The organism is Ruegeria sp. BB6 (genome assembly GCF_056539385.1).
The window spans coordinates 24,213-39,567 of the sequence record NZ_JBQFUW010000007.1; the positions used below are offsets into that span (position 1 = coordinate 24,213).

At 56.1% G+C, this 15,355-nt stretch carries 16 protein-coding genes and 1 tRNA gene; 11 read left to right on the top strand and 6 right to left on the bottom strand.

The annotated features are described in order from the left end of the window. The first annotated feature begins 74 nt into the window (after window positions 1–74). The 6 genes from sufC (at window position 75) to ACR0B7_RS15700 (ending at window position 4,525) form a co-directional block, all read left to right on the top strand. Window positions 75–830 (top strand): Fe-S cluster assembly ATPase SufC, encoded by a 756-nt coding sequence (gene sufC / locus ACR0B7_RS15675; RefSeq protein WP_170389278.1) that lies wholly within the window; start codon window positions 75–77, stop codon window positions 828–830. Continuing rightward, complete coding sequence (gene sufD / locus ACR0B7_RS15680; protein WP_170485329.1) at window positions 830–2,110, top strand: Fe-S cluster assembly protein SufD; 1,281 nt, start codon at window positions 830–832, stop codon at window positions 2,108–2,110. The genes sufC and sufD overlap by 1 nt, the downstream gene beginning before the upstream one ends. Then, window positions 2,110–2,595, top strand: coding sequence for a YIP1 family protein (locus ACR0B7_RS15685; protein ID WP_170485330.1), 486 nt, complete (start codon window positions 2,110–2,112; stop codon window positions 2,593–2,595). The genes sufD and ACR0B7_RS15685 overlap by 1 nt, the downstream gene beginning before the upstream one ends. Next, window positions 2,592–3,149, top strand: a complete 558-nt coding sequence (locus ACR0B7_RS15690) for a YIP1 family protein (protein WP_170485331.1) — start codon at window positions 2,592–2,594, stop codon at window positions 3,147–3,149. The genes ACR0B7_RS15685 and ACR0B7_RS15690 overlap by 4 nt, the downstream gene beginning before the upstream one ends. Window positions 3,150–3,161: 12 nt before the next feature. Continuing rightward, window positions 3,162–4,382, top strand: coding sequence for a cysteine desulfurase (locus ACR0B7_RS15695; protein WP_170389282.1), 1,221 nt, complete (start codon window positions 3,162–3,164; stop codon window positions 4,380–4,382). A gap of 66 nt (window positions 4,383–4,448) precedes the next feature. Continuing rightward, window positions 4,449–4,525, top strand: a tRNA-Arg gene (locus tag ACR0B7_RS15700). A gap of 143 nt (window positions 4,526–4,668) precedes the next feature. Here the strand turns inward: ACR0B7_RS15700 and mepK are convergent. Together mepK and ACR0B7_RS15710 are read right to left on the bottom strand one after the other, a co-directional pair. After that, a complete protein-coding gene (gene mepK, locus ACR0B7_RS15705) occupies window positions 4,669–5,238 on the bottom strand; it encodes a peptidoglycan L,D-endopeptidase MepK (protein WP_170576873.1) in 570 nt (189 codons plus the stop codon). 39 nt (window positions 5,239–5,277) lie between these two features. Next, the gene (locus ACR0B7_RS15710; protein WP_170485370.1) at window positions 5,278–5,556 is read right to left on the bottom strand and encodes a hypothetical protein; all 279 of its coding nucleotides are present in this window, start codon (window positions 5,554–5,556) and stop codon (window positions 5,278–5,280) included. Window positions 5,557–5,593: 37 nt separating this feature from the next. Between ACR0B7_RS15710 and ACR0B7_RS15715 the strand changes: the two genes are divergently transcribed. From ACR0B7_RS15715 to ACR0B7_RS15730, 4 genes are read left to right on the top strand one after another with little or no spacing between them, the layout of a single operon-like run. Next, window positions 5,594–7,195 carry a L,D-transpeptidase scaffold domain-containing protein gene (locus tag ACR0B7_RS15715; RefSeq protein ID WP_170485372.1) on the top strand — a complete coding sequence of 534 codons (1,602 nt, stop codon included), beginning with the start codon at window positions 5,594–5,596 and terminating at the stop codon, window positions 7,193–7,195. A gap of 35 nt (window positions 7,196–7,230) precedes the next feature. Continuing rightward, complete coding sequence (gene lpxD, locus ACR0B7_RS15720; RefSeq protein WP_170485375.1) at window positions 7,231–8,322, top strand: UDP-3-O-(3-hydroxymyristoyl)glucosamine N-acyltransferase; 1,092 nt, start codon at window positions 7,231–7,233, stop codon at window positions 8,320–8,322. A gap of 32 nt (window positions 8,323–8,354) precedes the next feature. Beyond that, a complete protein-coding gene (locus tag ACR0B7_RS15725) occupies window positions 8,355–8,612 on the top strand; it encodes an acyl carrier protein (RefSeq protein ID WP_170389287.1) in 258 nt (85 codons plus the stop codon). Between the two features lie 9 nt (window positions 8,613–8,621). Continuing rightward, the gene (locus ACR0B7_RS15730; protein ID WP_170485377.1) at window positions 8,622–9,830 is read left to right on the top strand and encodes a beta-ketoacyl-[acyl-carrier-protein] synthase family protein; all 1,209 of its coding nucleotides are present in this window, start codon (window positions 8,622–8,624) and stop codon (window positions 9,828–9,830) included. Between the two features lie 56 nt (window positions 9,831–9,886). Here ACR0B7_RS15730 and ACR0B7_RS15735 read toward each other — a convergent pair whose 3' ends face one another. Next, the gene (locus ACR0B7_RS15735; protein WP_170485379.1) at window positions 9,887–10,483 is read right to left on the bottom strand and encodes an invasion associated locus B family protein; all 597 of its coding nucleotides are present in this window, start codon (window positions 10,481–10,483) and stop codon (window positions 9,887–9,889) included. Window positions 10,484–10,916: 433 nt separating this feature from the next. Between ACR0B7_RS15735 and ACR0B7_RS15740 the strand changes: the two genes are divergently transcribed. Continuing rightward, complete coding sequence (locus ACR0B7_RS15740) at window positions 10,917–12,458, top strand: helicase HerA-like domain-containing protein (RefSeq protein WP_170485382.1); 1,542 nt, start codon at window positions 10,917–10,919, stop codon at window positions 12,456–12,458. Window positions 12,459–12,503: 45 nt separating this feature from the next. On the opposite strand, the gene ACR0B7_RS15745 is transcribed toward ACR0B7_RS15740, so the two are convergent. The 3 genes from ACR0B7_RS15745 to ACR0B7_RS15755 all read right to left on the bottom strand — a co-directional run bounded on the left by ACR0B7_RS15745 (window position 12,504) and on the right by ACR0B7_RS15755 (window position 15,237). After that, window positions 12,504–12,776, bottom strand: coding sequence for a hypothetical protein (locus tag ACR0B7_RS15745; RefSeq protein WP_480681961.1), 273 nt, complete (start codon window positions 12,774–12,776; stop codon window positions 12,504–12,506). 140 nt (window positions 12,777–12,916) lie between these two features. Then, the gene (locus ACR0B7_RS15750) at window positions 12,917–14,230 is read right to left on the bottom strand and encodes a branched-chain amino acid ABC transporter permease (RefSeq protein ID WP_170485384.1); all 1,314 of its coding nucleotides are present in this window, start codon (window positions 14,228–14,230) and stop codon (window positions 12,917–12,919) included. Beyond that, window positions 14,227–15,237: a branched-chain amino acid ABC transporter permease gene (locus ACR0B7_RS15755; protein ID WP_170576874.1), complete on the bottom strand. Its 1,011-nt coding sequence runs from the start codon at window positions 15,235–15,237 to the stop codon at window positions 14,227–14,229. The genes ACR0B7_RS15750 and ACR0B7_RS15755 overlap by 4 nt, the downstream gene beginning before the upstream one ends. Window positions 15,238–15,355: the final 118 nt, after the last annotated feature.

Here is a 15,355-nt window from a genome sequence, read left to right on the forward strand (position 1 = left end):
CCCGAACTCTCTCTCTTGAATTCAGAACATATAGGGGCCGGGTGGTCCCTTGCGATACGCTAAAGGGTCAAAAAATGCTGGAAATCAAAAACCTGCACGTGAAACTCGAGGAAGAAGAAAAGCAAATCCTCAAAGGCGTCGACCTGACCGTCGAGGCAGGAAAAGTGCACGCGATCATGGGGCCAAACGGCTCGGGTAAATCGACGCTCAGCTATGTGCTGTCGGGCCGCGACGGGTACGAAGTCACCGATGGCTCGGCCACTCTGGATGGTGAGGATCTGCTGGAGATGGAGCCTGAGGAACGCGCCGCTGCCGGTGTCTTCTTGGCCTTCCAATATCCGGTTGAGATTCCGGGTGTAGGCAACATGACCTTCCTGCGCACCGCTGTGAACGCGCAACGCAAGGCGCGCGGTGAGGATGAACTGTCGGCGGCTGACTTCCTGAAAGAGGTTCGTGCCAAAGCGAAATCCCTGAAGATCGACGCGGACATGCTGAAGCGCCCCGTTAATGTCGGCTTCTCGGGCGGTGAGAAAAAGCGTAACGAGATCCTTCAGATGGCGATGCTAGAACCCAAGATGTGCATCCTGGATGAAACGGATTCGGGTCTGGATGTCGACGCGATGAAACTGGTCGCAGAAGGCGTGAACGCCCTGCGGAATGAGGGGCGCGGCTTCCTCGTGATTACTCACTACCAGCGCCTGCTGGACCATATCAAACCGGATGTCGTTCACATTATGGCAGATGGCAAGATCGTCAAAACCGGCGGTCCTGATCTGGCGCTTGAAGTGGAAAACAACGGTTACGCTGACATTCTGGCCGAGGTGAACTGATGGCGCTGCCCGAAGTGAAACAAACCGCAACCGAGGCGCGGTTGGCCAATCTGGTTATGCCCGACGCAGGTTGCACGCGCGCCGCGCGCGAAGACGCGTTGGCGCGGGTATTGGAAATGGGTCTGCCCGGTCGCCGCGATGAGTATTGGAAATACACGCGCCCCGATACACTCACATCACCGGATGCACCCCGTGCGGCGTTGTTCCACACGGATGAGGCGATGCTGTTTGACGAGCTGGATCGCCTGAAAATCGTGTTCGTCGACGGTGTGTTCAGCCCAGAGGAATCCGACGATCTGAGCCTTGAAGGTGTCACGATCGACAGGATCGAAGATATCTGCTGCAAGGATATTCATTGGGCTAAAGAACTGTACGGAGTGCTTGAGTCGCGCGGTCAGGTTCCGGTGCAGCGCCCACTGGCTGCGCTGAACACCGCGTTTGCTGCTGATGGCATTGCTATTCACGTGACTGGAAAGCCGTCCAAACCGATCAGTTTTGTCTATCGCCATGCGTCCGAAACCTCGGACGCGATGCTGCATCATGTCATTCGCGTTGAAAGCGGGGCAGAGGTGACGATCCTTGAAAACGGTCCAGCAGCCTCGCGTTTCAACAAATGCATGGAAATCGACATCGCTGATGGTGGCACATTGCACCATGTTCGCGCGCAGGGTCGTGACCATGAGCGCCGGGCGGCCACCCATATGTTTACCCGTTTGGGCAAGGAGTCGGTCTACAAGTCCTTTACTCTGACCGTGAACGGCGTGCTGACGCGCAACGAACAAGTGGTCGAGCTGACTGGGGACGACGCCGTGGCGCATGTGGCGGGTGCTTGTGTGGGTGATGGAGATTTCCACCACGACGACACTGTTTTTGTCACCCATGATGCAGTGAATTGCGAAAGCCGTCAGGTGTTCAAGAAGGTGCTGCGCAATGGCGCAACTGGCGTTTTCCAGGGCAAAATCCTTGTAAAAGAGGGCGCGCAGAAGACCGATGGGTATCAGATCAGTCAATCGTTGCTGTTGGACGATGACAGTCAGTTTCTCGCTAAACCCGAGCTTGAAATCTACGCCGACGACGTCGCGTGTTCGCATGGCTCGACTTCGGGCGCGATCGACGAGACGGCCCTTTTCTACCTGCGCTCGCGTGGAGTTCCGGTCAAGGACGCAACCAACATGTTGACGTTGGCGTTTCTGGCCGAGGCCGTGGATGAGATAGAGAACGAGGCTCTGGCCCAGGCAATCGTGGACCGGCTGGAAGGCTGGTTATCGCGGCATAGCTGATGCCAGTAACGTCCGATATTGTGGCCACGTATCGGGGGCCGGGGCGTGTCGTGCGCCGGCTTCTCGATTTGGGGCAACGTGAGGATCGTGCGTTGGTCTTTGTCATGGCGTTCTGTGTCGTGGCCTTCATTGCGCAATTGCCCAGTTTGTCCCGGCGCGCGCATCTGGAAGGGCTCGAGCTGAATATGCTCATGGGCGGTGCGCTTTTGGGCACGGTGATTATCCTGCCTCTCTTTTTCTACCTGCTTGCATTTATATCCTACGGCGCGGCGCGTTTGGTTGGTGGGAAAGGTTCGGCTTATGGGGCGCGGGTCGCGTTGTTTTGGGCGCTCTTGTCGTCAACACCGTTGGTATTGCTGAATGGTCTGGTCGCGGGCTTCATAGGGCCGGGGCCGACACTTTCGGTCGTCGGTCTAATTTGGGTTGCAGTCTTCCTGTGGTTCTGGTTGTCCGGTTTAAGGCAAGCGCAGAGGTATCCTGAATGAAGGGCTTGTCGCTCAGCGAATTGGCGGTGCTGACGTTAACCAACCCGGCAGAAGCGGCCCGCAACCTGTTGGCCCTGCGTCCGGGGCGCGAGGTGTTGTGGCTGGGATTTTTTCTGGCCGTTGTTCTGAATGGTCTTGTCCAACTTGGTATCGACCACTTTGTGCCGGTTCCCGAAGGCGAACCGGTTTTGCCACCCGAGCCTGTGCTTATGAACCTTGTCAGATCTGCAGGCGCAATGCTGTTGAGCATCGCTGCATTTCTGTTCATCGGGCGGCTAATGGGGGGCGTTGCTTCGTTTGACGACGTCATGATCCTGACGGTCTGGTTGCAGTACCTCCAAATCGCCGCTTTGCTGGTTACGCTTGTGGTGTCGCTGGTGCTACCATTCCTGATGGTCATGTTTCTGTTGGCGACTGCGATAATCAGCCTTTACGTCACACTGCATTTCCTGAACGAAGCGCATAAGTTCGGGTCAATCTTGAAATCCTTTGGGGTAGTTGTGCTGTCTGCTTTGGTGGCCGTGCCCTTTGTCCTCGTGTTGAGCCCCGTATAGGGAAGAAGAACTATGTATGACGTGCAGAAAATCCGCGCTGACTTTCCCATCCTGTCCCGAGAGGTAAATGGAAAGCCGCTGACTTATCTGGATAACGGCGCCTCGGCACAGAAACCTCAGGTGGTAATCGACGCGGTAACGCGCGCCTACGCCGAGGAATACTCGAATGTCCACAGAGGTCTGCATTTCCTGTCGAATCTGGCCACTGAAAAATACGAGTCAGTCCGAGGCACCATAGCCCGCTTTCTGGGCGCGGCTGACGAGGATGAAATCGTCCTCAATTCGGGCACGACCGAGGGGATCAACCTCGTTGCTTATGGCTGGGCGATGCCACGTCTCGAGGCCGGGGATGAAATCGTCCTGAGCGTCATGGAGCATCACGCCAACATCGTTCCCTGGCATTTCCTGCGCGAGCGGCAGGGCGTTGTCCTTAAATGGGTCGACATTGACCCGGACGGAGGGCTGGACCCGCAGGCGGTGATTGATGCAATCGGACCAAAGACCAAGCTGGTTGCTGTAACGCAGTGTTCAAATGTTCTTGGAACTGTCGTTGATGTAAAGGCGATCACCCAAGGTGCTCATGCTAAGGGGGTTCCGGTTCTGGTGGATGGAAGCCAGGGCGCCGTGCACATGCCGGTGAACGTGCAGGACATCGGATGCGATTTCTATGCGATCACCGGGCATAAACTGTATGGCCCATCCGGGTCAGGTGCGATCTACATCAAATCTGAACGCATGGCCGAGATGCGCCCCTTTATCGGAGGTGGCGACATGATCAAAGAGGTCAGCAAAGATCAGGTGATCTACAACGATCCGCCCATGAAGTTCGAGGCCGGTACTCCGGGCATCGTTCAGACCATCGGGCTGGGGGTTGCACTGGACTACATGATGGATTTGGGGATGGAGAACATTGCCGCGCATGAGGCCGGACTTCGCGACTATGCGTTCGAGAAACTGGCCGGCCTGAATTGGCTTCAGGTTCAGGGCACCCGACCAGACAAGGCTGCGATCTTCAGTTTCACGCTGGATGGGGCAGGTCATGCGCATGACGTTTCGACTATTCTCGACAAAAAAGGCGTCGCGGTTCGTGCAGGACATCATTGTGCCGGGCCGCTGATGGATTTCTTCGGCGTTACGGCAACTTGCCGCGCGAGCTTTGGTCTGTACAACACAACCGATGAAGTCGACACGCTGGTCGAGGCGCTAGAACTGGCGCATGATTTGTTCGCGTAAATGCGGGTCTTTCGGGGACGATTTGCAGTTGCACCCGGATCAGATCAAGGTTAGCTAACGACCAAGGCACCTGTAGCTCAGCTGGATAGAGCGCTGCCCTCCGAAGGCAGAGGCCAGAGGTTCGAATCCTCTCAGGTGCGCCATAATCACGACAGTCTCGGGGTCAAAACCGTTTTCGGGGAATTGGCTCGTGTGGTGCTCGATGTGGATTGTGCGTCTGATTGCGCCCCTCCAAAAAACAAAGAGCGCCCAAGGGCGCTCGTCGTTTTGAAGTGATGCCGGGCTGTTATCCGCCCCAGCTACGGATCTCACCGCAATCCATGTGAACGAAGTTTGAACGGGAATATTTGCCCACGCCACCGGCGCGGCAGGATATTGCGGCCTTGGCCATTTGCGAGACCGAACGTGACGACAAGCGAAGGTCAGCGGCTTGACCTTTCATATGCAACGAGTTCTTCGCAACACGACGCGAGCGGGACCGCAACATCGCGTTTGTCTGCGGCGAGCGATAACCAGACAGCAGCATATAGGGTTCGTCAACATCCAGCAGGTTGTGAGAGGCAGCCATGATGTCGATGGTACGCAGGTCCATGGATTTGACCTGGTCCGTACGCCAGTCACGCATGAAGTGGTTCACTTCCTTGACGGCGTCTTTGATGTATTTGCCGTCGACCCAATAGATCATGTCGATCCGTTCGCCGGTGCGACCCGAATACATGCGAATACGCCGGATATCGCCACCGGCGCGGAGAAACCCTGCTGCATTGGAATAAGTAGGTGCCGCGACAACTGCCGTAGCTGCAAATGCGCCCAATAGGGCACGCCGGGTCATGCCCGAAGCACTGCTCGTAGTCATTATTGTTTCGTCCCGTACTGTTCCTGCCTGCGCACGATGTTACGCGCGCGTTCTTAATTTTTTCCCATCCCAGATGCGGGATTTATGACACAGACGCGAAAGCCCGCCAAGAAGTCTTTCATATTCATCTTTTATAGGGGGAATTTTCGGCAGTTTTTTGCGCAGGTGATGTTTTTCGGTATATTCTTTAAGCAGATGGGTTATGCCGGACTCTTGCCGATGCAAACGGGCATCACGCAATGGAAGAAGATTTAAGGTGATGTATTTGTGAATGGACAAGGGGTCATGCCCAAAACCATATTTGTTCGACGTGAACACTGAAACGTCCAAGTTATTGAATAATCAGGGTCATCTCATGCGAGCCTTATTTCGTGCGTCATCCAGCCTTGTACTTGCGGCTTGTTTTGCTGCCTCCTCGGCTTTGGCGAGTGCCGAAAACAAACCTGCGACCGCGTTTCAAATGGCTGTGGCCGAGTATTTGCCCTCGGGTTCAGGTATCGCTGAATTTTACCGCTCCACCGGGTTTTCACCGGTTTGGGTCGGGGACACGCCTGCTCATGAAGATCGAAGGGCGGGGTTGATCCGGGCTTTGTCCGGGGCTGATATGCACGGATTGCCCAACGGGGCTTACGATGTTCAGCGATTGCTTACTCAGATGCAGGACGCCCGATCAATGCGGGATTTGGGGGCGGTCGAGATTTCGCTAACGAAAGCATTCCTTGCTTATTCAAACGACCTTTATTCGGGTGCGCTGAAGCCTGCGGAAATTGACAATGGGCTTGTGCGTAAGGTCGACCGTCGATCTGCCGAGGACCATCTTCAAGGCTTGCTTGCCCACGATGCGGCTTATTTTGAACGGCTTGCACCACAGACGGCGCAGTATAGGGCGCTGATGAAGCAGAAACTCGCCTTGCAGAAAACGATCGAGCAGGGCGGTTGGGGCGGGAGCGTTCCAGAAGGAAAGCTCGAATATGGTGACACCGGACCTGCCGTAATCAAGATGCGTAACCGGTTGATCGCAATGGGGTATTTGAAACCCACAGCGGCCCCCAGTTTCGATGATGCGCTGCTTGCCGCCGTTAAGAAATTTCAGCCCGATCACGGTCTTGCGCCGGACGGGGTCGCAGGGCCGGGCACGATTTCCGAATTGAACCGCAGTGCATCCGACCGACTAAAGGCGGTCTACGTCGCGTTGGAGCGTGAACGCTGGTTGCCAAAAGAACGGGGCGACCGGCACATTCTTGTGAACCAGGCGGACTTTTCTGCGAAAATTATCGATGACGGGCTGGTCACGTTCGAGACGCGCACGGTGATTGGAAAAAACACGCATGACCGGCGCAGTCCCGAGTTCTCGGATGAAATGGAGCATATGGTCATCAATCCAAGTTGGTATGTTCCACGCTCGATCATCACAAAGGAATACTTGCCCAAGCTGCAATCCAATCCAAATGCCGTTGGTCATATCCAGATTACGGACCGCAGTGGTCGGCAGGTGAACAGAGGGGCTGTGGACTTTACGCAGTTCAATGCCCGGAACTTCCCTTTTGCCATGCGACAGCCGCCGAGCCAGAGCAATGCTTTGGGGCTGGTGAAGTTCATGTTCCCAAACCAGTACAACATTTATCTGCATGATACGCCGCAAAAAAGCCTGTTCGCTCGTGAAGTGCGGGCTTTCTCGCACGGGTGTATTCGACTGGCGCAACCGTTCGAGTTTGCTTACGCGCTGCTGGCAAAACAGGAAGAAGACCCAAAGGCGTTTTTCCATCGCATTCTTGCGACTGGAAGGGAAACCACTGTGCCCTTGGAAACGCATGTGCCAGTACACCTAATCTATCGTACGGCCTATATCGGCCCGAAAGGAGAGGTTCAGTATCGGCGCGATGTCTATGACCGTGACCGGAAGATCTGGGAGGCTCTGCAGAAAGCAGGGGTAGCCCTGCCGGACGTTCAGGGGTAATCACCGGGTCAGGACCTAAACCCGGGAAGCCCGACATGCAGTATACAATTCAACAGATCGCCGAAGCTCTGGGTGCAGAAAGCCAGGGTGATGATAGCCTGACTATCGTAAGGGCCGCAGAGCCTGGCGATGCCGGACCGTTGGATCTGGCGATGGCAATGTCGCCGAAATATGCCGAGGCGCTCAAACCGGGATCGGCAAGGGCCGCAATTCTGTGGGAAGGCGCGGACTGGCAAAGTCTTGGGCTTGAAGCGGCCATATTTGTGTCTCGCCCACGTATGGCAATGGCCGGGGTCACCTCGATGCTTGACCGGGGGCAGGGTGTCGAGCCCGGTATTCACCCGTCAGCGGTTGTCGACCCCACGGCCGAGCTGGGCGACAATGTTTCGATCGGTCCTTTGACGGTCATTGGTGCCAGAGCAAAGGTTGGCAAAGGTTCGGTGATTGGGGCCCATTGTGTTGTCGGGATGGATGTCGTTCTGGGTGAAAACGCGTTCCTGCGCGAGATGGTCAGTATTGGCGCCCGCGCCCGGATCGGGGATCGGTTTATCGCACAGCCTGGCACCCGGATCGGGAGTGATGGGTTCAGCTTTGTGACCCCCGAAGTTTCCGGTGTTGAAAACGTGCGCAAGACCATGGGTGATCAAGGGGATACGCGGGCACAAAGCTGGTTGCGTATCCACTCGTTGGGTGCGGTTGAGATTGGCAATGATGTCGAGATTGGCGCAAACACCACGATCGACAACGGCACGATCCGCAACACGTATATCGGTGATGGCACGAAACTGGATAACCTTGTGCATGTTGGGCATAACACGCGTATCGGCAAGGATTGCCTGTTGTGCGGACAATCCGGCATTTCCGGCTCGGTCGAGATTGGCAATAACGTGGTACTGGGCGGACAATCCGGCGTTTCAGACAACATTTTCGTTGCGGACGGTGTGATCGCTGCTGGGGGCACGAAGATTCTGTCCAATGTGCCCGCCGGTCGTGTGATCATGGGGTATCCGGCGGTAAAGATGGAAACTCATACCGACATCTACAAGGCGCAGCGACGTCTGCCGCGTATGGCCCGTGACGTAGAGGCGCTCAAAAAGGCTGTTTTCAAACAGGCTCCGAGCGATTAAATCATCCTCAACGTGAAAATCAGAGGTTCGACATGAGCATCACCGACCGCGTCATCGCCATCATCGCCGAGCAGGCAGTGTTGGAACCTTCGGATGTGACGCCCGAAAGTACGCTCGAGGATCTTGGGATCGACAGCTTGGGTTTGGTTGAGAGTATTTTCGCCATCGAAGAAGAATTCGACATTACCGTTCCGTTCAACGCCAATGAGCCAACGGCCGGTGATTTCGACATCTCGAACGTTGCTGCGATCATTGCGGGCATCGAGAAACTTGTGTCGGAAAAGGTCTGACACAATCTCATGAAACGCGTAGTTATTACCGGGGCCGGGACGATCAATTCGCTGGGCCATTCTGTGCCAGCCACTCTGGAAGCGATGCGCGAAGGTCGCTGTGGCATTTCCGAGCTTGAGTTCCGCGACGTTGAACGGTTGGCGATCAAAATCGGCGGTCAGGTTCGGGGGTTTGAGGCTGAAGGCCGGTTTAACCGTCAGCAAATGACTTTATATGACCGTTTCACGCAATTTACGCTGACCGCTGCGAAAGAAGCGATCGAACAGTCGGGTATCGAGTTTCACGGTGATCTGGCGGCGCGATCCGGTGTTGTGTTGGGCACGGCTGGGGGCGGTGTTTCAACGTGGGATGACAATTACCGGTCTGTCTACGAGGATGGAAAGAACCGGGTCCACCCGTTTGTCGTGCCAAAGCTGATGAACAACGCGGCTGCCAGCCATGTGTCGATGGAGCATAACCTCAAGGGGCCGAGCTTTACTGTTTCGACCGCCTGTGCCTCGTCAAACCACGCGATGGCGCTTGCGTTTCAGATGGTGCGCAGTGGTGCCGCGCCGACGATGTTGACCGGTGGTTCAGAATCCATGCTGTGCTTTGGTGGCGTCAAGGCTTGGGAAGGGTTGCGCGTCATGTCCAAGGACGCCTGCCGCCCGTTCAGCGCGAACCGGAACGGAATGGTTCAGGGCGAAGGCGCTGGAGTTTTCGTGTTCGAGGAATACGAACATGCCCGCGCACGCGGAGCGGATATTTTGTGCGAAGTCGTCGGGTTCGCGATGTCATCGGATGCCTCCGATATCGTAATGCCCAGCAAACAAGGGGCCGCGCGTGCTATGTCTGGCGCGTTGACGGATGCTGGACTGAACGCGGATCAGGTCGGTTATATCAATGCGCACGGCACAGGCACCGCGGCCAACGACAAAACCGAATGTGCTGCCGTGGCCGATGTGTTCGGGCCACATGCAGACGAACTGATGATGTCCTCCACCAAGTCGATGCACGGGCACCTGATTGGCGGAACCGGAGCGGTGGAACTGCTGGCCTGTATCATGGCTTTGCGAGACGGAGTGATCGCTCCGACTATTGGCTACGAAGAACCTGACCCCGAATGCGCATTGGATGTGGTGCCAAATGAAGCGCGCGACGCCAAGGTTGATGTCGCCTTGAGCAATGCGTTTGCGTTCGGTGGCCTGAACGCGGTCTTGGCGCTGAAAAAGGTTTGAGAGGTACTCAGTCCGGCAGAAAAGGCGGCCGCTGATTCAGCCGCCTTTAGATATTTTTATTGGCTTTGCTCTGCGCTCAGGCCATCAAACCCTGCGGTAAACCCGGCCAGAGACATGTCCATTGCAAGAACCTGATCCGGAAAGCGCGCCGGAACCAGTGACAGAACCGCTTTGGTGCCAGCTTTCATAGCGTCGATATCGGCTTGGCTCAAGCCCAGTTGGGCAACACAGCCAACAGGAACGCAGTGGTGATAATTGTAGAGTTTGCGCGGCGCGCCATCGATCGACAGGGCAAGTTGCGCCTGAAGCAGGGTTTCAAGCGGAACGATCACGCTGGCCCATGCAACAGCCGCGCCGCCAGCAGGCAGTTTGCCGATGGTTACTTCGGCAATGGGTTCCCCTTGCTGGCCGTTCAGAATTTGGACCAAAGCACAGGGATCGTCACCCTCTTCGGCCTTGATGCACGAAACCTCCCAATCGCCCGACGTTTCCTTGACGAATTGTTCGCCAACACGCGGTCCCGACTGTCCCAGATCAAGGCCACTGTCGGCTTGCGATGGTTGAGAATCGTTTGACTGGGTTTCCTGAGCTGCAACTGCACCAGACAAAAGCACAGCGCCAACAATGTTGAGTGAGAGAAGTTTCTTGAGCATGAATGCCTCGGCAGATTGGTTTAGCTTTTTGCCCGGTCTAGCATCCTTGCAACTAGGTGTCAGGCATTAAGCTACTTAAATAAGTGGAAGTGATCGGATTCTTGCCGGTTAAACGTAGAAAAGACCGCCTTTCACAACGAAAAAGGGAGCCGGTGGAGCGGCTCCCTTCACTTGAATTTTCTCCCCGTCGGACTGGCCGACTTAGTTATGCGCAGACGTTACGAAAGGGGAACGCGTCGGTCAACTGCAAACCTGAAAATTTAATGACATAGGCGGAAAACTTAAAAAAGCCGCGCTCGAAAGCGCGGCCAGTCGACAGGGAGGAATATGTTGCCTCGCACCTCTCACCGCAGAGGCAACGATTAGACTATCGCAGTTAAATGTTAACTTTGTATGCTTGGGTCAGACCGGTGGAATTGGGGACGTTAATTTAATGACAAAGGGCATTTTTTTAGGCGGCGCGGGTGAAGCCTATGACCAGCCGCAAAGTTTGACGCTAAAATACGCCAATCGGCATGGATTGATTGCTGGTGCGACCGGGACAGGCAAAACGGTGACGCTGCAAATTCTGGCCGAAGGATTTTCCCAGGCGGGTGTTCCGGTGTTTTTGTCGGACGTAAAGGGTGATCTGTCGGGCTTGGCCAGGGCAGGCAGTGAAACGCATAAATTACACGAACCTTTTCATGAACGCGCCAAGAAAATTGGTTTCGCAGATTATTCTTATGCAGCGTGCCCGGTTGCGTTCTGGGACCTGTTCGGAAAACAAGGGCACCCTGTCCGCACTACGGTAACCGAGATGGGCCCGTTGCTTCTGTCTCGTCTGATGGACTTGAGTGAGGCGCAGGAAGGTATTTTGAATATCGCCTTTCGAGTGGCGGACGAAGAAGGGATGCCTCTGCTGGACCTCAAGGACCTGCAATCGCTGCTGGTTTGGATCGGCGAGAACCGCGCACAACTCTCATTACGTTTTGGCAATGTGTCGACGGCTTCGATTGGCGCTATTCAGCGGCGGTTGCTGGTCTTGGAGAACCAAGGTGGTACCAACCTGTTCGGTGAGCCTGCTCTGGAACTTGCGGATCTGATGCGCGTTGACGAAAACGGGCAGGGCGTCGTGAACATCCTTGCCTCTGACAAGCTGATGGGGGCCCCGCGTCTCTATGCGACGTTCCTTTTGTGGCTGCTCAGCGAGTTGTTTGAAGAACTGCCCGAAGTCGGCGACCCGGATAAGCCAAAGCTGGTGTTTTTCTTTGATGAGGCCCACCTGCTGTTTGAGGATGCCCCAAAGGTTCTTGTGGACAAGGTCGAACAGGTCGCGCGTCTGATCCGCTCGAAGGGGGTGGGCGTCTATTTCATATCGCAGAACCCGGCGGATATACCAGAAGACATCCTGGGCCAGTTAGGAAACCGGATTCAACACGCACTCCGCGCTTTTACGGCGCGGGACCGGAAGAACCTGCGCCTTGCGGCCGAGACATATCGTGAGAACCCGGCGTTTAATACCGAAGCCGCAATACGTGAAGTCGGCGTGGGCGAGGCTGTAACCTCGATGCTTCAGAAAAAGGGCGTGCCGGGGATTGTCGAGCGGACATTGATCAGGCCACCCGGTTCACAGCTAGGCCCGGTTACAGTGGCCGAGCGTCAGGCTGTGATAGACGCGTCTCCGATGAAAGCGAAATATGACGTTTTGAAGGATCGAGAGTCCGCCTTTGAGATTTTGAAATCCCGTGCCGAGGCCGCCGCAAACGCCGCAGCCGAAGCCGAAGAACAGTCGGAATCGCAATCCGTGGCCGAACGGGAGTTTGCGACCGCGCGGCGCTATTCCGGCAGCAGGGTCGGGCGGTCTTCGTCCCGTGTCACACGCAAAAAGGACACGTTTGCAACCGCCATGAGTGAGGCTGTCATCAAAGAACTGAAAGGCACCACCGGACGCAGGATCGTTCGCGGTATCCTCGGCGGTCTATTCAAAAACAACTAGGGGCAGCGCGCCGGGTAAAATAGGCCCGGCGCGATCCCATTTCTGCTATTTCAAGCGACGCTGGCCTTCCTGCTTACAATAGGCGTCCGCCTCTGGCACCGACATCTTGTCAGCCGGGAAATCAATGGCGCGATCCCAGACAACACGATCAGGGCGGTAGAGCTGGCAGGTGACTACGCCCTGAGAGGTCTGGACCTTGACTGGAGTACTTTCCAGGTCTTCGGGGGACGGAATACATCCGGCCAAACCAGCAACAAGCGGAAGAAAAAGAACTTTTTTGGCTATCGAGGGGGTCATGTGAACTCTTTTCATACTCATCAGGATGTCCGCATCATTCAGACCGGGCGGAGCGGTTGCCCGAACCAAAGCGGCTCTTTTTCGTCTAAACAACCCAAGAGGTGAAATCAACAAACCGCGCCAAACAGTTGGCGCGGTTTACAAATAGATTTCAGACGATCCTATTTTTCGGGGATCAGTCCTCGTGGGCTGAACCTAAGCACGATGAGAAGGATCAGACCCATGGTAAACAGGCGCATATGCGCGGCACTTTCGATCAGGTGGGCCTTGAGCGCACTGCCATCAGGCATTCCGGCCGTAATCAGTTTCATCATCCACAAGCCGATCGGTTCGACCTGAACCCACAAGAACCAGATCAGGAAGGCGCCCAGAACCGCTCCGAAATTGTTGCCCGATCCGCCGACGATAACCATGACCCAGACAAGGAATGTAAACCGCAACGGTTGATACGCGCTTGGGGTCAACTGACCGTCCAGAGTGGTCATCATCGCGCCCGCGATTCCACAGATTGCAGAGCCAAGCACAAATATCTGAAGATGGCGGCGGGTGACATCCTTTCCCATCGCCTCGGCTGCGACCTCATTGTCACGAATGGCACGCATCATACGTCCCCACGGACTCTTGAGCGCCATCTGCGCCATCCACAACAGTGCCACCAAGACGATCAGGAACAGCAGCGAATACCCCAGCTTGACCGAGAGTGTCGACGCCGTGACGGGATCCAGACCAAGCCACTCGGCCCGCGCAAGGAAGCTCGGATCAGCTTGCAGGTCCACCTCATAGCCAACCACCGGAGCAGGGCGCGGGATGCCGTAGACGTTCTTGACGCCACGGGCCAGCCAATCCTCATTCTTCATCACTGCAATGATGATCTCGGCGATCCCAAGGGTAGCGATCGCCAGATAGTCCGACCGCAGACCCAAAGCTGTCTTACCGATAAGCCAAGCCGCACCTGCCGCAAGCAAGCCGCCCGCGGGCCATGCCAACAATACGGGCAGGTTCAGGCCGCCAATATTGCCGGCGACTGCGGGTTCAATCGCCTCGACCGCGGCGATGCTGGGATCGAATACCGCGCGGTATATGAAAAATCCGGCAATGAGAATGCCGATGATAGACAGGGTCTGCGCCCGCCCCTTTGGCATTCGCGTAGCGACCATCACAGCAGCGACCACCGTTGCAGCCCCCAATAGCAGGGCCAACAGGATGCCGTATCCTCCGGCTGACCACGCGCCCGGAGTGGGCGGGGTCGAGATCAGCACTACCGCCAATCCGCCCAGCGCGACAAAACCCATGACGCCCACGTTGAACAGCCCGGCAAAGCCCCATTGCAGGTTCACCCCGATAGCCATGATCGCCGAGATCAGCCCCATGTTCAGGATCAGGATCGCGGCGTTCCAGCTTTGCGTGAAGCCGGTCAGCAGGATCAGAGAGCCAACGGCAATGAAAAGCAGCGTGTTTTTGACGGACTCGCTCATACCGCTTTCCCCTTGAACAGGCCCGTGGGCTTAAACAGAAGCACGATCAGCAGGATCACGAAGCTGACGGCGAATTTGTAGTCGGTGGACAGGAATTGAACGAGGCCCGACGGCTCCAAACCTTCGGGTGCCAGATAGGTCAGCACCTTTTTCCACGCATAGGTGATGGTGACTTCGGAAAACGCGATGATGAACCCGCCCGCAATGGCACCAATCGGATTGCCGAGGCCGCCCACGATGGCCGAGGCAAAGATCGGCAGCAAAAGCTGGAAATAGACAAAGGGCTTAAAGCTCTTGTCGAGGCCATAGAGCACGCCCGCCGTGGTCGCCAGCGCTGCGACAATGATCCATGTGATCATCACCACACGCTCGGGGTTGATGCCGGACAGCAGCGCCAAATCCTCGTTATCGGAATAGGCGCGCATCGACTTGCCGGTGCGCGTTTTGTTCAGGAACCAGAACAACAACACCACGGCGATAACGGCCACGATCACGGTAATACCCTGAGAGGTCTTGATCGCCAACCCCTCACGCAGGCCGGTCATCGCCTTGAAATCCCGCGCTGAGACGATGAACCGCGCCCCGTCCGAAAAGCGTTGATCGTCCGGCCCAATGATAAACCGCACAAGCCCGTTCATGATGAACATCACGCCCATGGACACGATCACCAGAATGACCGGTTTGGCCTTTTGGTCCCTGTAGAACCTGTAAACCAGCCGGTCGGTGATCAGCACCAGAACGATACAGCCCAGAATGGCAAAGGGCAGGGCCAGCAGAGCGGTCGGCAGCGGCCCGAAACTGACCCCGGCGGCGTGCAGGCCCCATGTGACCAGAACGGCGATCATCGCGCCAAAGGCCATCGTGTCGCCATGGGCAAAATTCGAGAACCGCAGGATGCCATAGATCAGCGTCACCCCCAAAGCGCCCAGCGCCAACTGGCTGCCATAAGCGATTGCGGGAACAAGAACGAAGTTGGAGAGCGCCACAAGGGCGTTGAGGAAGTCCATTCGTCAGTATCCCGCCACACTGTTGCAAATTATCATTGTTGAGCTCTTCGCTATTTGGTTTTCACCGGACCGGTTCATAACAGAATGGATACTAAAGCCATGTGCGTCGGCGACATCG